This window comes from Staphylococcus sp. AntiMn-1 (assembly GCF_001663395.1).
GTDB lineage: Bacteria > Bacillota > Bacilli > Staphylococcales > Staphylococcaceae > Staphylococcus > Staphylococcus equorum.
Genome location: NZ_CP012968.1, coordinates 1737970 through 1761146, shown reverse-complemented (window position 1 = coordinate 1761146; position 23177 = coordinate 1737970). Strand labels below are relative to the sequence as shown.

Sequence of the window (23177 nt, the reverse complement as noted above, 5' to 3'; positions counted from 1 at the left end):
TCGTTATACTGTTGCTGTATTTGTTGATTTTCGTAACTTATCAACGGCATTTACTAAGACACTTAATGCTTCTACTACTTCATCTTCTTTACGTGTCTTCAATCCACAATCTGGGTTGACCCAGAATAACGAACGATCAATTTCTTGTAAGGCACGATGGATTGCTTCTGTAACTTCTGATTCAGTCGGAATACGTGGACTATGAATATCATATACCCCTAAACCAATACCTAAATCGTAAGTAATATCTTCGAAATCTTTAATCAAGTCACCATGGCTACGAGATGTTTCAATAGAAATCACGTCTGCATCTAAGTCGTAGATTGCGTGTATGATTTGTCCAAATTGTGAATAGCACATATGTGTATGAATTTGTGTTTCATCAGCCACGGAAGATGTTGCAAGTTTAAACGAATGCACAGATTTGTTTAAGTAGTCTTCGTGATATTCTGAACGAAGCGGTAAACCTTCTCTTAAAGCAGGTTCGTCTACTTGAATAATTTGAATACCTTCATTTTCAAGTGCCAATACTTCTTCATTAATAGCGAGCGCAATTTGATCTTGTACTTCTTCACGCGGTAAGTCTACACGTTCAAATGACCAGTTCAGAATTGTGACAGGTCCAGTGAGCATACCTTTTACAGGCTTGTCTGTTAAACTTTGTGCATAAAGTGTCTCTTTCACTGTAAGTGGTTCAGCCCATTTCACATCGCCATAAATGATAGGTGGTTTCACCGCACGTGATCCGTATGATTGTACCCAACCGAATTTAGTTACTAGGAAACCTTGTAGTTTTTCACCAAAGAATTCGACCATATCATTACGTTCAAATTCACCATGTACTAAGACGTCTAAACCAATATCTTCTTGAATTTTAATCCAGCGTGCAATCTCATTATTTAAGAATGATTGGTAATTTTCATCTGAGATGCGGTCATTTTTCCAATCAGCACGATATTTACGTACTTCTTGAGATTGTGGGAATGAACCAATTGTTGTCGTTGGTAAATCTGGTAAATTAAGACGTTTGTCTTGTGCTTGTTTACGCGTTTTAAAAGCAGATTGTCTTGAAGTACGTACGCTGTCAAAATCGTATTCAAGGTTTTTAAATGATTGATTCTGGAAACGTTCATAGCGTGCTTTTAATTGATTATATTTTTCAGCATCATTGTCATTAAATAGGCGTCTCAAGGCATCTAATTCGTCTAATTTTTCAGTTGCGAAACTTAATCCTTCGGCAATTGATTCTTCAAGTGTTTCGTCATCTAATGATACAGGAACATGCAATAATGACGCTGATGGTTGAATAACAAGATCATTTGTATAATTTTGTAACGTGTCGATAAGTTCTTTTTTAGCTTCAATGTCAGCAGCCCAAACGTTACGACCATCGATAATACCTGCATAAAGTGTTTTGTTTTTATCAAAATCGCCAGCTTTAATTTGTTCAAGGTTAAAGTTATGGTCATGAACGAAATCTAGGCCAAGCCCTTTAACAGGTAAGCTGTTTAAAAATTGTAGATTAACACGTTCGAAATAGGTTTGTATCACGATATGATTTTCTAAACCAGCCTCAGCGAAATACTCATATGCTGCTTGTGTAATAGCTTCATAATCTGCGCTGTCATCTGTCACTAATGCAGGTTCGTCGATTTGAATATATTCAGCACCAGCTTCTTTTAGTGATTGTAGTACTTCTTTATATAAAGGTAACAGTGTGTTTACTTTTTCTTCGAAAGATTGGTCGCCACCTTTAGATAATTTAACAAATGTAATCGGACCTACAATGACAGGATGTGCGTTTACATTTAAAGATTTTGCATAATTAAAGCGTTCTAATAAGACATTGTGATTAAGTTTCGGTTCGGCATGATCCCATTCTGGAACGATATAGTGATAGTTTGTGTTGAACCATTTGATTAAGGCACTTGCAACATGTTCTTTATTACCTCTAGCAATATCGAATAATAAATCATCATCTATGTCTCTACCTTGGAAACGTTCAGGAATAATATTAAAAAGTAAAGATGTATCAAGAATATGGTCATAAAGTGAAAAATCACCGACAGGAATACTTGATAAATTGTAATTTTTTTGTAGTAATAAATTTTCTTTATGCAAATCTGTTAATTGTTGATGCAATGTATCTAAATCTAATTTTTTAGACCAGTAACCTTCGATTGCTTTTTTCCACTCTCTTTTTCTACCTAATCTTGGAAAACCTAAGTTTGATGTTTTAATAGTCATAATATTGCCTCCTGTTTAGTTGAAGTAATTGATTTTGAATAAGCTGCAAGTTCTAATGTGTAATCTGCTTTTTGGAATGGTGTAATTAAATACAAACCATTAAAGTATTCATGTACTGTGTCAATCAGTTCTTTGGATAGTTTCAAGCTCAGTTCTTTTGATTTTTCTTTATCATCTTTAACGGCTTCAAATTGTTCTAACACTTCTTCTGATAATTTAATACCAGGTACTTCATTGTGTAAAAACAAAGCGTTATTATAACTTGTCACTGGCATAATACCGATAAAGAAGGGAACATCTAAATGTCTCGTTGCTTCATAGACTTCTTTAATTTTTTCAGTACTATAAACCGGCTGTGTAATAAAGTAGTGCATACCGCTTTCTAATTTTTTCTCTAAGCGTTTTACTGCACCTTCTAATTTTCTTACATTTGGATCAAAGGCACCTGCGATGTTGAAGTTTGTCTTTGTCTTCAGCGCATCACCATCTGTGTTAATGCCTTGATTGAAACGCGATGCAATTTCGGTTAAACCTTTGGAGTTTACATCGTATACGTTTGTAGCACCAGGTAAGTTACCAATCTTAGAAGGGTCACCTGTGATGGTTAATATTTCATTGATGTCTAGTAGTGATAGCCCTAATAAATGAGATTGTAATCCGATAAGGTTACGGTCGCGACAAGTGATGTGCACTAATGGTTCGATATCGTATTGTTGTTTAATAATGCTTGCTGCAGCGACATTACTAATTCTTACGGTTGCTAAAGAATTGTCTGCTAATGTGACCGCATCGATATTGGCGTCATCAAGTTTTTTGATATTTCTGAAAAATGCATCTGTATCTAAGTGTTTCGGTGTATCTAATTCAACTATAATCGTCGGACGTTGTTTTACTTTTGATGTTAGATTCTGAGATTGTTTTGATTTAGATGAAGTACTCGTATATTTTGTGATCGGTATTACATTTTTTTGTGTTACAGGTTTCAAATTAGCTATAGATGATTTGATGAATTCAATGTGCTCAGGTGTTGTACCGCAACAACCACCAATGACGCGAACGCCTTCGTTAATAAGTTTCTGTGCGACATTGCCAAAATACTCGGCGTTATCGCTGTATTTAAATTGGCTGTTTTCTATATCAAGCAAACTTGCGTTCGGATAGCACGATAAGTATGCGCCTTCTGGTAATTCAATATGTGAGAATGATTGTTGCATATGATGGGGACCATGATGACAATTCAATCCCACAATATCAGCACCACTTGCTGCTACTTGTTGTAATGCGGTATTAATCTCTGTACCGTCTCTTAAATAATTTGTATTCAAAGCAGTGAGTTGCGCAATAATCGGTATATTGTGTTTACGTTTTGTCGCTTTTATAATATTTGTAAGTTCTTCTAAGTCGTAATAAGTTTCAAAAAGTAAACCATCTACGCCAGATTCTACTAAAGTATCTACTTGTATTTCTGTATGATACTGAATCGCAGATAGACCTAAATCTTCTTGTTTAACGCCTCTAAAGCCACCAACAGTACCTAAGATGAATGTGTCATTTTTTGCAACTTCTTTTGCGATTTTTACAGCAGATTGATGAATTTCTTTCACTTTATGTTCTAAGCCAAAGTCTTTTAACTTTTCAAAGTTTGCACCATACGTATTAGTCTGTATAATATCTGCACCAGCTTCAATATAAGAACGATGGATATGTGCTACTTTCTCAGGATGTGTTAAGTTGTAAGCTTCAGGACATGTATCTAGACCTTCAGAGTAAAGAATGGTGCCGATAGCGCCGTCAGCTACTAATATGTTGTTCTTCAGTTTGTCGATGAGTTGACTCATTGAAAGCCTCCTTAATTGCGTAATTTAAATCTGAAATTAATTCATCCGCAGATTCTAAACCAACACTTAATCTAAATAATCCGAATGTAATGTTACGTTCTTCGCGTACTTCTTTAGGCACTGCTGCGTGTGACATTGTAGCTGGGTGAGAAAGGATTGTTTCTACGCCACCTAAACTCACAGATACGAGCGGTAATGATAATGCGTCTACAAATGCTTGTGCTTTGGTTTCGTCTTTTAATCTAAAGCCTAATACTGCACCACCGTGACGCGCTTGTGATAAATGTAAGGCGTCATTTCCCGGGTAATATACCTCAGCAATTTCTTCACGCTGAGCTAAAAATTCATAAAGTTGTTGCGCATTTTCCACAGATTGATTGAATCTCACGGGCAACGTTTTTAAATGTTTTGCTAAAGTCCAGCTATCGTGAGCAGATAATGCCGTGCCTGTACCATTTTGTAATAAATAAAGTGCATCTGCTACGCTTTGATTATTGGTAATCGCTACACCGGCAATAATGTCGCTATGACCACTTAAGAACTTCGTTGCACTATGAACAACGATATCTGCACCAAGTGCTAATGGTGATTGCCCAAGCGGTGTCATAAATGTGTTATCCACTGCGAGTAAGAGTTGATGCTGTTTTGCGATGTGAGCTGCACCTTTAATATCTGTAATTTTGAATAATGGATTAGATGGTGTTTCTACGTAAATTAGTTTTGTGTTGTCTTGTATCGCATCTTCTATCTCATTTAAGTTTGTCGTATCTACTGTTGAAAATTGAATATTAAAACGTGTTAATATCTGTTCAGTTAGTCTGAATGTGCCCCCATAAACATCATCAGGTAGAATAACATGATCACCAGCATTTAACGTAAGCAATACTGCCGAAATTGCGGCGATACCTGAAGCATAAGCAAATGCGTGACTGCCACCTTCTAGTTTGGCTAATTTTTCTTCTAATAATGCTCTATTAGGATTACCACTTCGTGCGTAGTCGTATTTTGCATTGCCACCTAACACTTTTTGATGAAACGTAGAAGAATCATATAAGGGAGGGTTCGCCGAATCATAATCTGTACCTCTATGTGCATCGAATATTACTTCTGTCTCTTTTGATAAACTCATGAAATCACTCCTTGGTTAGATTTTTGTAATGCTTGTACGATGTCTTTCTCAATATCTTCATAATTTTCAATTCCGATAGATAGTCTAAGTAAATGTTCGTCAATGCCACGTTTGTCTTTTTCCTCATCTGGCATATCGACATGGGTTTGGGTATATGGAAATGTTATAAATGTTTCAGTACCACCGAGACTTTCGGCGAATAAACAAACTTCCAAATGTTCTAAGAATTTGTCAGCTTTATAGGCTTTGTTTAAACGTAAGCTCAACATGCCAGTACGTCCGCTATAAAGTACTTTATCAATTGCGTCTAAGTTACTACATCGTTCTGCGAGTAGTTTAGCGTTATATTCTGAACGATCCATTCTGATGTGTAGTGTTTTTAAGCCACGTTGTAGTAAATAACTATCGAAAGGTGATAGTGTAGCACCAATCATATTGTGTAACTGTGCTAATTGTTCTGCTAGCGCATCGTCATTCACTGTGACAACGCCAGCAAGTACATCGTTATGGCCACCTATGTATTTTGTGGCAGAATGTAAGACGATGTCTGCACCATCCTCAAGTGGCGTTGAAAGATAAGGTGTTAAAAATGTATTATCTATAATTGTTAGTAAATTGAATTTTTTACTTAAGATATAGTACGGGTCGATATCAACTTCTATCATTTGTGGATTAGAAATCGGTTCTATAAATAGTGCTTTTGTATTTTCAGTAATACTTTGTTCTACTTCTTCATAATTAAGGAAGTCTACATATTTGAAATGAATACCGTACTGTTGCTCGTAAAAATCAAAAAGTCTAAATGTGCCACCGTATAAATCAAAAGATACCAATATTTCGTCACCAGTTTTGAATAAATTACAAATAAGTTGAATGGCTGACATACCACTTGAAGTTGCAAATGAAGCAGTACCTCGTTCTAGTTTTGCAAAAGCTTCCTCAAATGCTGAGCGGGTTGGATTTTTCGTTCTTGTATAGTCGTAACCAGTTGATTCGCCTAGGTGAGGGTGTTGGTATGCTGTTGATAAATAGATTGGATTTGCAACTGCGCCTGTATGATCTTGTGACAAAGCAATTTGTGCCAGTTCAGTATTTTTCATAATAGATAACCTCCTTTTAAAAATAAAAAAAGCTTCCGTCCTTTACACCCGAATAATCGGATATAAAGGACGAAAGCTTAGCTCGCGGTACCACCTTTGTTTGTTACTCTATCACTAAAGTAACCTTATCCAGTACGCCAAATTGTTGAATAGGCAACAGAGACTGAATAGTGACATCGTATCTTCGTTGGAATTAAAAAAACTCATCTTATATGAATAAAATGAGTATTAACGAAATATACGACGCGTGGATTTAATCCAGTACGCCATTTAACAAAATGTTAATACTGTATCGCTATAACGGGCGATCCCGTTGACACCTCATATTGGTATCAACACTCAAAGGCCATTTTCAAACTTTCTTTCCGTGTCTTCTTTCAGCGAACAAAGACTCTCTGTGTCAGCAGTGTAAGTTTTACTTTCCCTATTACTGTGTTTCGTATGTGCAATTCGTATTTGATATACCTTAGATTACACACCAAAATCCTTTTTGTCAACAACTTATCTGAAAATTTAGATTAAACAAACTATTTTTTATGTATATTTACTGTCATGAGTGTGATGATATACTGTGAATATATTATATACGTAAAGAGATATTTGATGATGAAAGTAGGTGTATGACAATCGAAAATTCAAAAGATTATAGATTGCAATTAGAAGAAGATGCTCAAATTCAACAAGTTAAAGTCACGACTATTAAAGCAAACCCTTATCAACCACGTAAAACATTTGATGAAGAACGTTTAAATGACTTAGCAAAATCGATTAAACTTCACGGCATTTTACAACCTATCGTATTAAGAAAGACTATTACAGGTTATCACATTGTAGTAGGTGAACGACGTTACCGAGCGGCAAAAATAGCAGGGTTAGCAGAAGTGCCTGCAATTGTTAAAGCATTAACTGATGAAGATATGATGGAACTTGCCATTATTGAGAACTTACAACGCGAAGATCTCAATGTTATTGAAGAAGCAGAAAGCTATCGTCAATTAATGGATGATTTAAAGCTAACACAACAAGAAGTTGCAGAGCGTTTAAGTAAATCCAGACCTTATATTGCGAACATGCTACGTTTGTTACAATTACCTAAAGACGTATCGAATATGATCAGAGAAGGTACATTATCAGGTGCTCATGGGCGTACCTTATTAATTGTAAAAGACGCACAAAAAATGCGTCAAATCGCCAAGCAAGTCTCTCGGGAGTCTTGGAGTGTTCGTTATTTAGAACAATACGTAAATGAAAATTATAATGAAAAAAGTACAAAGAAAAAAACACAAGAAGTAGCTACGAAACCTAAGTTTATTCAACAACAAGAAAGACAACTTAAAGAACAATATGGCTCAAGCGTTTCTATTTCTACACATAATAAAAAAGGACACATTACTTTTGAATTTAAATCAGAAGCTGAATTTAAAAGGCTAATCCATCAATTAAATGAGAAATATAATAATGAATAACTTACTTCATTTGTGAGGACTTAAACCCCTAAAATTTTAGACTGACTTGACTAGGACACTGACTCAGCTTGCAGTCTTCGATTCATGTGCTTCTTTCAGATGCCTCATCAAACTATTGATAAATGTTAAATCACTAAAAAGGACATGTTGAACTCAAAATTCAACATGTCCTTTTTATATCAATGTTTCGTATTATAGTGCACGTTTTCTGTAGATATGGTTTGAGACTGTAGTCTTTAGATGCATACTATTCTCATAGAAGTCTTTCAAACAATATGCATAAGCCATGTGATGCTATTATTTTTTATAGACTAATTTACCGTCACAAATCGTTGCTTCAATTAAGTTGTTATCGAGTGTTACATCTTCTTCTAGTGGATTACGATTCAGTATGACAAAGTCTGCAACATGACCAACTTTAATTGTACCTTCGTAGTCTTCTGTATGATTCAAACGCGCTGCATCTGCAGTCATCTTTTTATATGCAGAGCTACGAGATAAACGTTGGTGGGCACCTAGTATCTCACCGTTTTTAGTTTTTCTATCAACAGCAATCTGGATAGATTCCAAAGGAGAAATTGGTGTCACTGGCGCATCAGTGTGCAAAGTAAACAGCATGTTTTCATCTTCTGCCCATCTAACTGGGTCTAAATTGTTTGCTTTATCACTACCTAAAAAGACATCACGGTGTAAGTCACCAAAATAATAAACATGATTAATAAAGAAAGAGCCTCCAATATGATGCTCTGCCATTTCTTGAATATCTGAACGCGTTGCAGTTTGTAAATGTTCAACTCTATTGCGTAAAGCGTTCGTTTTATACATTGCTGTATCTTTATAAGATTCTATTACAGATTGGGCTGCATAATCACCATTTGCATGGGTAATAATATTAAAGCCTAATTGTTGAAAATGTTTAAATTTTTCTGTCATTACTGATTGTGACATTAAAGGTGCAGGTGGTGTTGCGCCATCTAAGTAAGTACCTCTTATAGAAGCAGTTTGTAATTGAATAGATCCGTCATTAAAGAATTTTACGCCGCCTAAATGACTCATACGGTTACTATGTTGTTGAAAAGTGCGATCGAGTGTTTCGGCATGTACGTCTTTAAATTCAGGATGTTTTTCTAGTAATTCATGCGCAATTACCCAGCGTGTACGGATACGTTGAGGTGCGTTTAAGAATGTTAATATACCTTTATAATCCGTGTAACCATTACCACCGATGAGTAAATCAGAAGTATTCGTTATACCGTTTTTCACATAATCATCAATTGCTAAATTCATACTATAAGCGAAACTATCTGCTGTAGCTTTAGGTAGTGCTGCTCTTAATTTAACAATCGCTGGCAATTCAATAAGCACGCCGTTGACATAACCCTCAGAATCTCGTTCGTAATAACCACCTTCTGGGTTATCGTCTGTTAGTTCAATCCCCATAATTTGCAGTGCTTTTGTATTTACAGTAGCCATATGACCTGAGTAATGCATAATCGCAATCGCAGTATCTTGAGAAATTTGGTCTAAATCAAAGCGATTAGGATGGCGTTGTTCGGCTAAAGCTTTTTCATTATAACCGTAACCTATCAACCATCCGTTATTAGTTAAGCTATCCTTATTGTCATTAAATTTATTAATTAAGTCCGTAATGTTTAAAATGTCAGAAGCAGCACAGTTCACCATTAATTTTGTCGATCCATAGCCTGTTGGGTGACTGTGCGTATCTATAAATCCAGGTGTAATCCATTGTTGTTCCAAGTCTAGTGCACTGTCATCCTCTACAATATCTTCTTGTGGCACAATGTCAGAGATGACACCGCCATTTAATATGAGTGTGCCTAAAAATGGTTCGTTATCTTCCATATCCAAAATCATTGCATTTACTATTTTTGAAATTTTCAAAGTAAAGCCTCCTACGTGTCTTTTGTATCCATTACACATACTAATCTTGAAAAAAAGTAATTTCAATTGATAACATATATTAAAGATTAATTTATTAGTTTAAAATATAAGTTTTTAAGTAGTATAAATTTCAAATTCATGTTATGTACATTTGTTTATTTTAAAAAAACGGAAAATAGTTACAAATTTATGTATCTAGAATATGAATGTTGTGTGAAATAAGTTTGAATTCATTGTAAGTAAATGAAGTTCGTATAATAATGGGTATATAGAATAAATTAGGAGGGCCAATATGTTAACTCAAGAAGAGATACAAACAATTAAAGAAACAGTGCCATTACTAAAAGATAAAGGACAAACGATTACATCAATTTTTTATAAGAGACTCTTTGAACAACATCCAGAATTAAAAAATGTATTTAATCAAACTAACCAAAAAAGAGGATTACAATCTTCAGCACTCGCAATGGCTGTATTAGCAGCAGCAGAAAATATCAAAGATTTATCACCAATTGTTCCAGCAATTATGCCTGTTGTATATAAACACTGTGCATTACAAGTTAAACCCGAACATTATCCAATTGTTGGTGAAAATTTAATATGGGCGATTGAAGAAGTGACTGGTCTTGAAGATGAAGATCCAATTATCCAAACATGGATTAAAGCTTATGGAGAAATTGCTGATGCGTTTATCGGCTTAGAAAAAGAAGTTTATAGCAATATGGCTTGGGATGGCTTCAAACCATTTGAAGTTACTGAAATCACTGAAGAAACTGAGATTATTAAAGCATTTACAATTAAATCAGATGATATTGATTTAAGTCAATTTGTTCCTGGTCAATATATTACTGTAGATATTACGAGTGACAAACTACCTTACCAAGCTAAGAGACATTATTCTATTGTTGATGGTGGTAAAGACTTCTTAACATTTGGAGTTAGAAAAGATGTTACTGAAGCGCATGAAGGTGAAGTATCAACAATACTACACGATGAAGTGTCAGTTGGAGATACGTTGAGCTTATCTGCGCCAGTAGGCGGTTTTACTCTAGCGAATAAAGAAAATAAACAATTATTCTTAGGTTCAGGTGTGGGTGTTACACCACTTGTTTCTATGTATAAAGAAGCGGTTAGTTCAGGTTTAGAATCAACATTCTTACAATCAACGTCTAATGCGCAAAATGTCGCTTTTGAAAACAAATTAAACGATATTTCTGACAAGTCTTCACTTGCACGTTTTGACACACATTTCCGTGATGAAGACGGCTTTATTGAAGTAGCACAACTACAACAATATGTAGATAATGAAACAGAAGTTTATATTTGTGGTGGTGATTCATTCTTAAAAGCAATGATTTCTGAATTACAAACAATCGGTATACCAATGGATAACATTCACTTTGAAACATTTATTCCAAGACTTAGTTTTTCAGCATAATTATTAGATAAAATTGAATTTATTCATGAACTAGCGCCAATGACATTTAGTTGTTATTGGCGCTTTTGTCATTTGATTAAAGAATAAAATATGAGCTTACAATAATTAAAATAAGAAAAATATTTATAAAAAATAATAAATGTTGATGTAACGTGTTTTACAACGTTGTTAATGAAAATTACATTATTATAATTATTATTTAAAAATAATTATCGAAAACATTTTGAATACGCTATGTTAAGCGCTTACATTTAACGGAATTATACTGTTTTTAATAGAAACCATAGTTTAAAAGTACGCTTGACATAAAAAATTACAATGAGTAAAGTATGTATCATAATTATTTTCGAATAATTCTAAAGACTAAAAATAATATGAATTTTAAAAACAGAACATTAAAGAAAAGGGATGAACCCATTAATGTCAGAGGAAAAAATAACATATGAGCACTTTAAAATCGACGCTTTTAATGACTTAGATATTTCAGATGAAACTAAAGGTGCACGTCAGGTTATCGCATGGGCGTATGAAATGTATGGTGATTCAATTGTTTATGCATGTAGCTTTGGTGCAGAAGGTATGGTTTTGATTGATTTGATTCATAGTGTTAGAAAAAATGCTGAAATCGTATTTTTAGATACAGATCTTCATTTTCAACAAACCTATGATTTAATCGATAGAGTGAAAACACGTTATCCAGAACTAAATATCAAGCTTAAAAAACCAGAATTAACTCTAGATGAACAGGCTGACCAGTTCAATTCAGCACTTTGGAAGAATGATCCTAATCAATGTTGTTACATACGTAAAATTAAGCCACTGGAAGAAGTGTTATCAGGTGCTACAGCTTGGGTTTCAGGATTGCGTAGAGAGCAATCACCAAGTCGTCAATTTACAAATTATGTAAACAAAGATGAAAGATTTAAATCAGTAAAAGTGTGCCCACTTATTCATTGGACGTGGGATGATGTATGGCATTATATTAAAAAACATGATTTACATTATAATGAACTACATGATTTTAATTTTCCGAGTATTGGCTGCATACCTTGTACATCAGCAGTTTCAACTTCTGGAGACTCAAGGGAAGGTAGATGGAGTAATTCTAACAAGACAGAATGTGGTCTTCATACGACTGAAAAACCATGATTTAGATTAAGATTCTTTTTTTTTACTATTAATCCTTAGTATGCACATCGGATATGTATAGAATTAAACCATTATTTATATAACAACTATATTATGTTTAATTTATAGAATTGTCTTTAAGAAATACAATAGCATTAGAAAGATTAATCAACATTTTTACAAATGGTATACAAAACAAAAAGAGGTGAACTTGCGGTGAATTTATCTGTATCAAATAGTCCATTTAATGAGCATCAAGCAGACCAACTCAATCAGGTCGTTAGCATTTTAACCACAGAACAAAAAGTTTGGTTGAGTGGTTATCTTTCAGCATATCAAAACACTTTAGTCAGTGATGCTGAAGCACCACAGCAAGTAGCAGAATATGTATTAAATAGTGAGTCAGAAGACAATATTGATAGAAATATTACAGTGCTTTATGGCTCAGAAACTGGTAACGCGCAAAGTTTGGCAGAAATTTTTGCAGATCGATTAGTAGAACATAACTACACTGTGAAATTGACTGCAATGGACGAATTTAAACCTAAAGACTTGAAAAAAGTAGAAGATTTATTTGTGATTTCAGCTACGCATGGTGAAGGTGATCCACCAGATAATGCACTTACATTTCATGAATTTTTACATGGTAGAAAAGCCCCTAAATTAGAAGGTGTACGTTATTCAGTACTTGCCCTTGGAGATGAATCATATGAGTTCTTTTGCCAAACAGGTAAAGACTTTGATGCTAGATTGTCAGAATTAGGCGGCGAACGTTTAGTAGCAAGACATGATTGTGATTTAGATTTTGATGAGCAAGCAGAAATCTGGATGAATGAAAATATTCAACAACTCAACCAATCATCCAGTCATAAAGAAACAGTAATACTAGCAGAAACAGCACAGGATACAAAAGAAAAGCGCTATTCCAAGTCAAATCCATATGAAGCAGAAGTCTTGGAGAACATTAATTTGAACGGTCGAGGATCTAACAAAGAAGTAAGGCATATTGAGTTTTTACTAGATGACTATGGTGAAGCATATGAGCCAGGTGATTGCTTAGTCGTAGTGCCACAAAACAATCCTAATCTCGTGGCATTACTTATTGAGACTTTAGGTTGGCATGCGCAAGACGAAATTCCTATTAATTCCAATGGTGACAAGCTAACACTTGAGGAAGCATTACGAGACCATTTCGAAATTACTAAATTAACAAAGAATTTAGTGCTAAAAGCCTCTACATTATTTGAAAATACGACATTAACCGAGCAAGTAGAGGATGCGTTATGGATACAGAGTTACATAGAAGGTCGGGACTTAATCGATTTATTAAGAGATTTTCCGCCGAATCAATTTGATTCACAGTCATTACATCAATTGTTAAGAAAGTTACCACCACGAGAATATTCTATTGCAAGTAGTTTTCAAGCAAATCCAGATGAAGTGCATATTACAGTCGGTGCAGTAAGATATGAGGCTCACGAACGTCAACGTGATGGTGTTTGTTCCGTACAATTAGCCGAACGCTTACAGCCAGGAGATAGTATACCGATTTATTTGAAGAAGAATCCTAATTTTAAATTTCCATTTAGCGAAGAAACGCCCGTTATAATGATTGGCCCAGGTACTGGAGTTGCACCGTTTAGATCATATCTTCAAGAGAGAGAGGAACTAGGATTAACTGGTAATACATGGCTGTTTTTCGGAGAACAGTACTTTACTACAGATTTTTTATATCAAACAGAATGGCAAACTTGGTTAAAAGATGATGTATTAAGCAAATTAGATGTAGCGTTTTCACGCGATTCAGAAGAAAAAATTTATGTGCAACATCGTATTGCTGAACAAAGTGCAACATTTTACGAATGGATAATGAATGGCGCTGCATTATATATATGTGGTGATGAAAAACAAATGGCTAAAGATGTCCATGAAACGATTCGCTACGTATTAGAACAAGAAGGCGGCATGTCTGAAACGGATGCTGAAGCGTATCTTACACAAATGAAAAAAGAAAAACGTTATCAAAGAGATGTTTATTAAAAGAGAGGTAGGGATGATGTATGGCTGAAACGAATGTAAGCTTTTCTGACAAACTAGATGAATTAGAACGTATCAAAGAGCAGAGTAATTATCTCCGTGGCACGATTGTTGAAGGTTTAGCAGATAGAATTACTGGCTCGATTACAGAAGATGATACAAAACTTTTAAAGTTTCATGGCAGTTATATGCAAGACGACCGAGATATTAGAGATGAACGTCGCAAGCAAAAATTAGAACCGGCATACAGTTTCATGATTAGAGTACGCGCGCCAGGTGGTGCTTCAACTGCTGAACAGTGGATTGCGATGGATGATATTGCGAATACTTATGCCAATGGAACAATCAAACTTACGACAAGACAAGCATTTCAATTTCATGGCATTTTAAAGAAAAATTTAAAAAGTTCTATGCAAAGTATAAATCAGGCATTACTAGATTCTTTAGCAGCTTGTGGTGATGTCAATCGTAATGTGATGTGTAATCCAAATCCTTATCAGTCTCATGTACATGGAGAAATTAATCAAATTGCGAATGACATTAGTCGACACTTGTCACCGAAGACGCAAGCCTATCATGAAATTTGGTTAGATGGTGAGAAAGTATTAGATACGAGTGATGCAGAACCTGAGCCATTGTACGGTAAAACGTATCTTCCACGTAAATTCAAGATTGGTATTGCAGTACCACCTTCAAATGATATCGATGTTTATTCACAAGATGTTGGTTTGATTGCCATTATAGAACAAGACGAACTCGTCGGTTTCAATGTAACGATTGGTGGTGGCATGGGAATGAAACATGGCAATACAGCTACCTATCCTCAAGTAGGTCGGCTGATTGGCTATTTTCCTAAAGCAGAAGTTGTGGACGTTTGTGAAAAAATATTAACGATTCAACGAGACCATGGTAATCGTGAAGACCGTACGAACGCACGTTTTAAATATACAGTAGATCGCAAAGGCGTAGAGTGGGTTAAAAATGAATTAAACGCACGTCTTGGATGGCAATTAGAAAGTGAGCGACCATATCATTTTGACCATAATGGAGATCGCTATGGTTGGACAGAAGGCAGCGGTAAATGGCACTTCACGCTATTTATACAAAATGGTCGGGTCAAAGATACGGATGACTATAAATTAAAAACAGCGTTAAGGGAAATTGCTCAAATTCATAAAGGTGATTTTAGACTAACTCCTAACCAAAATTTAGTTATTGCACATGTTTCTGATAGTGAAAAGCCAAAGATAGAAAAAATCATCTCAGAATATAGTCTGACAGATGGCGAACATTATACAGGATTAAGACGAAATTCTATGGCATGTGTTGCTTTTCCGACTTGTGGTTTAGCGATGGCTGAATCCGAACGTTATTTACCATCACTTATTGGAAAAATCGAAGAATTATTAGACGAAGCAGGCTTAAACGACGAAGAAATTACGATTCGAATGACAGGTTGCCCTAACGGATGTGCCAGACCTGCATTAGCAGAAATTGCATTTATAGGTAAGGGGCCAGGAAAATATAACATGTACTTGGGTGGCGGCTTTACAGGTGATCGATTAAATAAGCTTTTTAAAGAAAATATAGCAGAAGCTGAGATTTTAGAAAGCTTAAGACCAATATTAATACAATATGCGAAAGAAAGAACCGAGGGTGAACATTTTGGTGATTTCGTCATACGTGCAGGTATCGTAGACGAAGTTACAGATGGTCAAGTATTCCATAGCTAATAAATTGAGAAGGTGGTGGCAAGATGGGCAAAGTATTTTTAGTAGGCGCGGGTCCAGGAGATCCTGATTTAATCACTGTAAAGGGATTAAAAGCGATTCAACAAGCAGACATCATTTTATATGATCGACTAGTAAACAAACAGTTATTAAGTCATGCATCGCCGAAAGCGAAGTTTATGTATTGTGGCAAAGATCCTCATCGTCATTCTTTACCACAAGAAGATACGAATAAATTGTTAGTGAATTTTGCGAAAAAAGGTCAAAGCATTACAAGATTAAAAGGTGGAGATCCTTTTATTTTTGGAAGAGGTGGAGAAGAAGCAGAAATTTTATCGGAACATCAAATTCCATTTGAAATTGTGCCAGGTATTACATCAGGTATCGCAGCACCTGCATATGCAGGTATCCCTGTTACACATAGAGATTATAGCTCATCTGTTGCCTTTGTTACAGGTGTGATTAATAAGAATATAGATAAAGATTCGTATTGGAAACATCTTGCGCTCGGTCCAGAAACACTGTGTATTTATATGGGTGTCAAAAAATTACCAGAAATTAGTGAACTATTGATTAAACACGGACGTCCCATTGATACACCGGTCGCTTTAGTTCAGCTTGGTACATCAGAGAATCAAAAGACAGTGGTTGGTAACTTGATGAACATTGTTGAAGTTGCCAAAGATATTGAAAACCCAGCAATGATAGTCGTAGGTGAAGTGGTCAAATTAAGAGAACATATCAGTTGGTTTGAAGCGGGGCAATCACAAGCGTCACTTGCGAATTTAACATATCAATAGAGGGAGGGCTTAGTATGCGAGGCGTCTTATATGTCAGCCACGGTAGTAGAGTAGATGAAGCTGTTAAAGAAGCTGTGAACTTTATTGAATTAGTTAAAAATCAAATCGATGTGCCGTTACAAGAAACATGCTTTTTAGAACTAACACAGCCTAACTTGTCACAAGGCTTTCAGCGATTAGTCAATAAAGGAGCAACTGAAATTTCTGTGATACCCGTACTTTTACTAAGTGCAGGACATTATTTCAAAGATATACCAAAAGAAATTCAACGAAATCAGCAAATGTACCCACATGTCAAAGTTTTTTATGGAAAACCATTAGGAGTACAACAACGCTTAACTGAAATACTACATCAAAGAATTGAAGAAACACAGATGACACCTAATATAGATGCGAAAGTATTGATCGTAGGTAGGGGGAGTTATAACCCTCAAACACAAAAAGATCTCTCAACGATCAAAGCGCAGTTACAAGATATAAATATTAATTTAGACATCGAAGTGTGTTATTTAGCTGCGTGTGGGCCTTCATTTGAAGAAGCACTTCAAGATGCAGTCAATAAAGCGCATTCACAAATATTTGTAGTTCCATATTTGTGGTTTACAGGTATTTTAGAACGTCATATAGCAACAACTATAGATGAATATCACGGAGAGCATGGCATTGTACTGTGTGACCGACTTGGCAACCATAGTCATTTACAAATTGCATTGAAAGAACGTGTAGAAGAAACATTTGAAACTGTAAACCAGTAACAGTCTTAATTACTCAAGATAGTAAGGAGTGACATAATGCCATTGATTCCGCTCATGATTGATATTTCAAACAAGAAAGTCTTTGTAATTGGCGGCGGTAATGTTGCAGAACGAAGAGTGGATACTTTAGTCGATTATGCCAAAGACATTCATGTGATTAGCCCCACTATTACTGAAAATTTGAAAGATATGGTACAGCGCTCAGCAATCAAATGGAGTGAAAAATTATTTGAAATTAACGATATCCAACAAGCAGATTTCATTGTTGTAGCGACAAATAGCGCATCTACAAATCAATGTGTATTGCAACATAAACCAAGTCACGCAATGATAAATATGGCTGGAGCAGCGACCTCAGGTGATGTGGTATTTCCAAGTATATTACGGCGTGGCAAGTTGACATTAAGTATTTCTACAAACGGTGCAAGCCCAGCGCTTACCGCACAAATTCTCGCTGAATTTCAACAACAGTTTACGAGTCGTTATGAAATGTATGTAGATTTCTTATATGAATGTAGACAACGCGTTAAACGTAGTTCGTTATCTTCATTAGAAAAGCAAAGATTTTTAAAATCAATTTTAGCAGATCGTTATTTAGAAAAAGATAACCAAAGAGATGTGGTTAAATGGCTTGATTCACTGAACTAAACACAATTCGGAAGGAGTATGACACATGTATAAGTTATTTATCTTCGCACTTGCAGGATTTCTCGCACAATTGATAGATGGTTCCCTTGGTATGGGATTCGGTGCATCTTCTTCCTCAATATTATTAACTTTCGGTATAGCGCCAGCAATTGCATCTGCAACGATTCATTTTGCTGAAGTTGCTACAACTGCTGCTTCTGGCACAGCACACTGGAAGTTTGAAAATGTGCACAAGCCGACAATGATTAAATTAGCAATTCCAGGCGCAATTACAGCATTTATTGGAGCGGCATTTTTAAGTCATATACATAGTAATTTAATTAAGCCTTTTATTGCTGTGTTTTTATTAACTATGGGTTTTTATATTTTATACCAATTTTTATTTAAAAAAGACAACAAAATACAAAAAGATGCAAGTAAAATAGGTCGTTACGCTATGATTCCACAAGGCGCAATAGCAGGTTTTCTTGATTCAGTTGGTGGCGGGGGCTGGGGGCCAGTCAACACACCATTGTTACTAGCTCAAAAAAAGTTAGAGCCAAGATATGCAATTGGCACGGTGTCTGCGAGTGAATTTTTCGTGGCACTCTCAGCATCAATTAGCTTTATTATCTTTTTAGGTTGGAGTCAGATTAATTTAGGTTTAGTGGTGTCATTGAGTATTGGAGGATTAATTGCAGCGCCTTTCGCAGCTTGGCTTGTTAAAATTTTACCGGTGAATATCTTAGCGGTTTGCGTAAGTGGTTTGATTATCTTTACTAATAGTAGTTCTTTAATCAGCGTTTTTGACCCAACACCAGTAATATCTATAACAATTAAAGTATCGCTTATTGTCATTTGGATTATTTTAATTACTTATGCTTTATATCAAAATAAAAAATTATCATTTTCAATTTCTAAAAATAAAGCAAATACGAATGAACTAGATTAAAACATAAAGGGAGTGTATAAGCATGACATTAACAACAGAAACGATTACAAATACGATTGAAGCACATGGTGGAAAACTCATTAACAGAGAAGTGAGTGACTTACTAAAAAAGGAATTATTGGCCGAGTCGAAATCATTATCTGCTATTACGCTGAATCCTTGGAGTTTGTCAGATTTAGAGCTTATTGCTATTGGTGGGTTCAGTCCGTTAACAGGATTTATGAATGAAGCAGATTATAAAAATGTAGTAGAAGAGTTACATTTAAGTAATGGCTTAGTGTGGAGTATCCCAATTACCTTACCTGTAACTGAAGATAAAGCAAAGCAACTAGAGATAGGAACACGTGTCGCATTATATGGTGAAGACGAACATTTATATGGCGTACTTGAATTAGAGGAGAAATATACGTACGACAAAGAGAAAGAAGCGCAACATGTATATGGAACTACAGACGTTGACCATCCAGGTGTGAAGAAAGTATATGAAAAAGGGAATGTCTATCTTGCTGGACCAATCTATTTATTAGATCGACCAAAGCATGACGATTTTGTAGATTATCATTTAGATCCTGCTGAAACAAGACAATTATTTAATGACTTGAATTGGAAGACAGTTGTAGGATTCCAAACAAGAAATCCAGTACATAGAGCACACGAGTACATACAAAAAGCAGCTTTAGAATCTGTTGATGGTCTATTATTGAATCCATTAGTTGGAGAAACAAAATCTGACGATATTCCAGCTGCTGTACGCATGGAGAGTTATGAAGTCATTCTTAAAAATTATTACCCGGAAAATAAAGCACGCTTAGTCATTTATCCTGCGGCAATGCGCTATGCGGGTCCACGAGAGGCGATATTACATGCGACAGTGCGAAAAAATTATGGCTGTACTCATTTTATTGTTGGACGTGATCATGCTGGTGTAGGTGATTACTATGGTACGTATGAAGCCCAAGAGCTTATTACTAAATATGAAGCAGAATTAGGAATACAAATATTGAAATTCGAACACGCCTTTTACTGCAAAACTTGTGAAAACATGGCAACAGCGAAGACATGTCCACACGATGCTTCGTCACATTTACATCTGAGTGGTACAAAAGTCCGCGAAAAGCTTAAAAATGGAGAATCACTGCCTAAAGCATTTTCAAGACCAGAAGTAGCAGAAGTATTGATTAAAGGCTTGCAAGAGAAATAATTTAAAGGAGTGAAGTGAATGAACACATCTCAACATATTACATGGCACGAATCTGAAGTTAAAAAAGAAGAAAGACAACGCCGTAACGACCACAAAAGTGTATTGATTTGGTTTACTGGATTATCAGGGTCTGGTAAATCAACGGTGTCTGTTGCGTTAGAAAAAGCATTATTTCAACGTCAGATACATACGTATAGATTAGATGGAGATAACGTCAGACATGGACTTAACAATAATCTTGGGTTTAGTCCAGAAGACCGTACAGAGAATATTAGACGGATTGGCGAAGTAGGAAAGCTAATGGTCGATGCAGGGTTAATCACTGTTTCTGCATTTATTTCACCTTATCAAGCGGATCGTGACACGGTACGCAGTTTATTGCAAACGGACGAATTTATAGAAGTGCATACATTATGCAGTCTCGAGGAATGTGAAGCGAGAGATCCTAAGGGATTGTATCAGAAAGCTCGAAGTGGAGAAATTGCTGGATTTACTGGTATCAGTGCGCCTTATGAAACACCAGAAACGCCAGAAATAGTCATAGATACAGAAAAAGAAAGTATCGAGCAATCTGTAAATAAAATTGTTAACTATTTGAAGCTGTATCAATATATTTAGATAGATGAATTAAATATTGTGGCGTGTTGATTAAAGTATTAAAAAAAGACAAAACACGAAAGGGGAATATGGTTGGAAATCTTAAATATAATTGCTTATAGTTTGCTTATTATATTGATCTTAGTAGTGTTTTGTGGTGTTTTCCTAGTAAATAAAGGACAAGATAGAAATTATTTTATGCTAGAGTTCAAAGTGATTGTCCTAATATTATTCACATGCTTTATAGGTTTAGGTATAACATTAACCATTTTGGGGTATTTTGGAAAACTATAATAAATTAAAGTGTATAAGCGATTTATAATTGATGAGCATCTGTCTTTAATGCGGATAGTTTTATGGTCATGTTAAAATAATCATGTTATAGTATATGAATTAATTTCTAATAAAATCTTTCTTTGTGTCTACAGCAAAATATAATTATAGTGACATATCGGAAGTAAGGAAGGTTTCAGACATGCATAAATCCATACAAGATATATCTAAAATAGAACTTCATTGTCATCTCGATGGCTCAACAAGTATAGCGTTAATAAAGCAACTTGCTGCTGAACAAAATATAACTTTAAAAGAATCCTATTTGCTCGTAAGTGAAAATTGTGAAAGCCTAGATGAATATTTGCAGTGTTTTGATGAAATATTAAAAGTGCTACAGACAAAAGATAGTCTCAAAAGAGCTGTCGTAGATGTTGCACAACAGGCAAGTAAGGATAATGTAAAGTATATAGAAATTCGCTTTGCACCGTTATTGCATACTGAACACGACTTGTCGTTAGCAGATGTATTGGAAGCAGTCGAAGCGGGTGTCCAACTTGCAACAGAAACGATGGATATCAAAATTAATTTATTGGTTTGTGCAATGAGACAGCATGAAGCTACAGTGAATGAAGCGCTTTTCGATTATCTTGAGCAGAGAGATAGTGAAGTGGTGCGTGGAATTGATTTTGCAGGTCCTGAAGCAGCATTTCCACCAGAAGATATTCGTACCACAATTCAATACGGTTTAGATAAAGGGTTTAATCTCACTTTACACGCCGGTGAATGTGGATGTATGCATAATGTTATGGAGTCTATTAAATTAGGCGCAAAACGTGTGGGTCATGGTGTTGCCATTAATGAAAATGAAGCAGCGTTACAAGAAATAAAGCGAAACAATGTGATGTTAGAAATGTGTCCGAAAAGTAATGTTCAAACGAAAGCGATAAAGGATTTAACAGAATTAAATATACCTTACTTGTTAGAACAGGATATTCCTTTTATTATTAACACGGATAATCGTACGGTCACTCAAACCTCACTAAATGAAGAATATGCGTTATTGATGAAACATCAACTTATTTCTATTGAACAGATTGAATTTATCAATTTAAGAGCAGTTCAATATGCCTTTTTGTCAGATGTTGAAAAAGAAAATTTAAAATCAGTGATGTAATTATACAAAAAGCGAACTTTCAACAGCTGAAAGTTCGCTTTTTGTATATTAAATTATGAACGGCCAGTTGCAATAAATAAACTCGCGTCTTTATTCATAAATATATTTTGACCTTCATAAAATGTGTGTGATTGGACATCCGTTAAGCCTAATTCAGTAAATAGTTGCTGGATATCCGTTTGTTCAAAGCCATTATAGACTTTTGGATGGTATACATTTTCATTCTTATTAAAATCAACAAGAACGAGCAGACCACCAGAATTTAATTTCGCACGTAATGCTGTTAATAACGCTTTGTAATCACCGCTGTGTAGTAATACTAAGGAAAGGAAAACTACATCATAGCTAGTATTAATCTGTGTTTCATCTGAAAGAATGTCACCTACATAAGCGTTAATATGTGTTTTACCTAGTTCAGAAATTTTGCTTTCAAACACCTCGATCATTTGAGACGCAGCATCCATCATTATGACTTCGTCAAAATGGTGCTCTATATTTAATGTTACTAGACCAGTGCCGCCACCATAATCTAATAACGACTGATACGAAGTGTTTTCGAATACCTTGTTTACCTCTGCTGCAATTGTATCAGCAAGATGTATTCTACTCGGGCCATCGTACTTTTTGGCAATTTGATCAAAACGGTCTTTATTCAAGTTAAAACTCCTTTGTTGAGTGAAATTATTAAAAAAATCATTCATTTATATAATAGTTATTATAGATATGTTAAGTCGTTAATAGAGTTTATCATAAGATGAAAAGTAGCACAATGCATATGAT

The 23177-nt window shown here is 35.2% G+C and carries 18 protein-coding genes and 1 other annotated feature; of the genes, 12 read left to right on the top strand and 6 right to left on the bottom strand.

Features of this window, described 5'->3' with window-relative positions; genetic code table 11:
• Window positions 1–3: 3 nt before the first annotated feature.
• Genes metE through AOB58_RS08650 form a run of 4 tightly spaced genes read right to left on the bottom strand, consistent with a single transcriptional unit; the run spans window position 4 to window position 6314 of the window.
• On the bottom strand, window positions 4–2250 hold the full coding sequence (metE, locus tag AOB58_RS08665; RefSeq protein WP_031266001.1) for a 5-methyltetrahydropteroyltriglutamate--homocysteine S-methyltransferase: 2247 nt from the start codon (window positions 2248–2250) through the stop codon (window positions 4–6).
• A complete protein-coding gene (locus tag AOB58_RS08660) occupies window positions 2244–4085 on the bottom strand; it encodes a bifunctional homocysteine S-methyltransferase/methylenetetrahydrofolate reductase (RefSeq protein WP_002506152.1) in 1842 nt (613 codons plus the stop codon). The genes metE and AOB58_RS08660 overlap by 7 nt, the downstream gene beginning before the upstream one ends.
• Window positions 4039–5214: a cystathionine beta-lyase MetC gene (gene metC, locus AOB58_RS08655; protein WP_064783288.1), complete on the bottom strand. Its 1176-nt coding sequence runs from the start codon at window positions 5212–5214 to the stop codon at window positions 4039–4041. The genes AOB58_RS08660 and metC overlap by 47 nt, the downstream gene beginning before the upstream one ends.
• The gene (locus tag AOB58_RS08650; protein ID WP_002506150.1) at window positions 5211–6314 is read right to left on the bottom strand and encodes a PLP-dependent transferase; all 1104 of its coding nucleotides are present in this window, start codon (window positions 6312–6314) and stop codon (window positions 5211–5213) included. The genes metC and AOB58_RS08650 overlap by 4 nt, the downstream gene beginning before the upstream one ends.
• A 62-nt stretch (window positions 6315–6376) precedes the next feature.
• Window positions 6377–6754: a binding site (T-box leader), on the bottom strand.
• 180 nt (window positions 6755–6934) lie between these two features.
• On the opposite strand from AOB58_RS08650, the gene AOB58_RS08645 reads away from it, so the two are divergent.
• Window positions 6935–7780, top strand: coding sequence for a ParB/RepB/Spo0J family partition protein (locus AOB58_RS08645; RefSeq protein WP_002506149.1), 846 nt, complete (start codon window positions 6935–6937; stop codon window positions 7778–7780).
• Window positions 7781–8077: 297 nt separating this feature from the next.
• Here the strand turns inward: AOB58_RS08645 and AOB58_RS08640 are convergent, their stop codons facing one another.
• Window positions 8078–9682, bottom strand: a complete 1605-nt coding sequence (locus AOB58_RS08640; protein WP_002506148.1) for an amidohydrolase — start codon at window positions 9680–9682, stop codon at window positions 8078–8080.
• Between the two features lie 292 nt (window positions 9683–9974).
• Between AOB58_RS08640 and AOB58_RS08635 the strand changes: the two genes are divergently transcribed.
• The 11 genes from AOB58_RS08635 (at window position 9975) to add (ending at window position 22397) form a co-directional block, all read left to right on the top strand.
• The gene (locus tag AOB58_RS08635; protein ID WP_064783287.1) at window positions 9975–11120 is read left to right on the top strand and encodes a globin domain-containing protein; all 1146 of its coding nucleotides are present in this window, start codon (window positions 9975–9977) and stop codon (window positions 11118–11120) included.
• Between the two features lie 420 nt (window positions 11121–11540).
• Window positions 11541–12269, top strand: coding sequence for a phosphoadenylyl-sulfate reductase (locus tag AOB58_RS08630; RefSeq protein ID WP_064783286.1), 729 nt, complete (start codon window positions 11541–11543; stop codon window positions 12267–12269).
• A 162-nt stretch (window positions 12270–12431) separates the two neighbouring features.
• On the top strand, window positions 12432–14288 hold the full coding sequence (locus AOB58_RS08625) for an assimilatory sulfite reductase (NADPH) flavoprotein subunit (RefSeq protein ID WP_226957289.1): 1857 nt from the start codon (window positions 12432–12434) through the stop codon (window positions 14286–14288).
• 20 nt (window positions 14289–14308) lie between these two features.
• A complete protein-coding gene (locus tag AOB58_RS08620; protein WP_002511919.1) occupies window positions 14309–16018 on the top strand; it encodes an NADPH-dependent assimilatory sulfite reductase hemoprotein subunit in 1710 nt (569 codons plus the stop codon).
• 23 nt (window positions 16019–16041) lie between these two features.
• Window positions 16042–16815 carry a uroporphyrinogen-III C-methyltransferase gene (gene cobA, locus AOB58_RS08615; RefSeq protein WP_064783285.1) on the top strand — a complete coding sequence of 258 codons (774 nt, stop codon included), beginning with the start codon at window positions 16042–16044 and terminating at the stop codon, window positions 16813–16815.
• Between the two features lie 14 nt (window positions 16816–16829).
• Window positions 16830–17570, top strand: coding sequence for a sirohydrochlorin chelatase (locus AOB58_RS08610; protein WP_002511921.1), 741 nt, complete (start codon window positions 16830–16832; stop codon window positions 17568–17570).
• A 36-nt stretch (window positions 17571–17606) separates the two neighbouring features.
• The gene (locus tag AOB58_RS08605; protein ID WP_064783284.1) at window positions 17607–18218 is read left to right on the top strand and encodes an NAD(P)-binding protein; all 612 of its coding nucleotides are present in this window, start codon (window positions 17607–17609) and stop codon (window positions 18216–18218) included.
• A 25-nt stretch (window positions 18219–18243) separates the two neighbouring features.
• Entirely contained in the window at window positions 18244–19149 is a 906-nt protein-coding gene (locus AOB58_RS08600) for a sulfite exporter TauE/SafE family protein (RefSeq protein WP_002506140.1), read from the top strand.
• Between the two features lie 22 nt (window positions 19150–19171).
• Window positions 19172–20350, top strand: a complete 1179-nt coding sequence (gene sat, locus AOB58_RS08595) for a sulfate adenylyltransferase (protein ID WP_021339278.1) — start codon at window positions 19172–19174, stop codon at window positions 20348–20350.
• An 18-nt stretch (window positions 20351–20368) separates the two neighbouring features.
• On the top strand, window positions 20369–20968 hold the full coding sequence (gene cysC, locus AOB58_RS08590; RefSeq protein ID WP_002506138.1) for an adenylyl-sulfate kinase: 600 nt from the start codon (window positions 20369–20371) through the stop codon (window positions 20966–20968).
• 454 nt (window positions 20969–21422) lie between these two features.
• Window positions 21423–22397: an adenosine deaminase gene (gene add, locus AOB58_RS08580; protein WP_002506137.1), complete on the top strand. Its 975-nt coding sequence runs from the start codon at window positions 21423–21425 to the stop codon at window positions 22395–22397.
• A gap of 53 nt (window positions 22398–22450) precedes the next feature.
• Here add and AOB58_RS08575 read toward each other — a convergent pair whose 3' ends face one another.
• Window positions 22451–23053, bottom strand: coding sequence for a class I SAM-dependent methyltransferase (locus AOB58_RS08575; protein WP_002506136.1), 603 nt, complete (start codon window positions 23051–23053; stop codon window positions 22451–22453).
• Window positions 23054–23177: the final 124 nt, after the last annotated feature.

Coding starts and splice junctions, on each gene's coding strand:
- AOB58_RS08660 (WP_002506152.1), bottom strand. CDS start 4,085: ATGAGTCAACTCATCGACAAACTGAAGAACAACATATTAGTAGCTGAC.
- metC (WP_064783288.1), bottom strand. CDS start 5,214: ATGAGTTTATCAAAAGAGACAGAAGTAATATTCGATGCACATAGAGGT.
- AOB58_RS08650 (WP_002506150.1), bottom strand. CDS start 6,314: ATGAAAAATACTGAACTGGCACAAATTGCTTTGTCACAAGATCATACA.
- AOB58_RS08645 (WP_002506149.1), top strand. CDS start 6,935: ATGACAATCGAAAATTCAAAAGATTATAGATTGCAATTAGAAGAAGAT.
- AOB58_RS08635 (WP_064783287.1), top strand. CDS start 9,975: ATGTTAACTCAAGAAGAGATACAAACAATTAAAGAAACAGTGCCATTA.
- AOB58_RS08630 (WP_064783286.1), top strand. CDS start 11,541: ATGTCAGAGGAAAAAATAACATATGAGCACTTTAAAATCGACGCTTTT.
- AOB58_RS08625 (WP_226957289.1), top strand. CDS start 12,432: ATGGTATACAAAACAAAAAGAGGTGAACTTGCGGTGAATTTATCTGTA.
- AOB58_RS08620 (WP_002511919.1), top strand. CDS start 14,309: ATGGCTGAAACGAATGTAAGCTTTTCTGACAAACTAGATGAATTAGAA.
- cobA (WP_064783285.1), top strand. CDS start 16,042: ATGGGCAAAGTATTTTTAGTAGGCGCGGGTCCAGGAGATCCTGATTTA.
- AOB58_RS08610 (WP_002511921.1), top strand. CDS start 16,830: ATGCGAGGCGTCTTATATGTCAGCCACGGTAGTAGAGTAGATGAAGCT.
- AOB58_RS08605 (WP_064783284.1), top strand. CDS start 17,607: ATGCCATTGATTCCGCTCATGATTGATATTTCAAACAAGAAAGTCTTT.
- AOB58_RS08600 (WP_002506140.1), top strand. CDS start 18,244: ATGTATAAGTTATTTATCTTCGCACTTGCAGGATTTCTCGCACAATTG.
- sat (WP_021339278.1), top strand. CDS start 19,172: ATGACATTAACAACAGAAACGATTACAAATACGATTGAAGCACATGGT.
- cysC (WP_002506138.1), top strand. CDS start 20,369: ATGAACACATCTCAACATATTACATGGCACGAATCTGAAGTTAAAAAA.
- add (WP_002506137.1), top strand. CDS start 21,423: ATGCATAAATCCATACAAGATATATCTAAAATAGAACTTCATTGTCAT.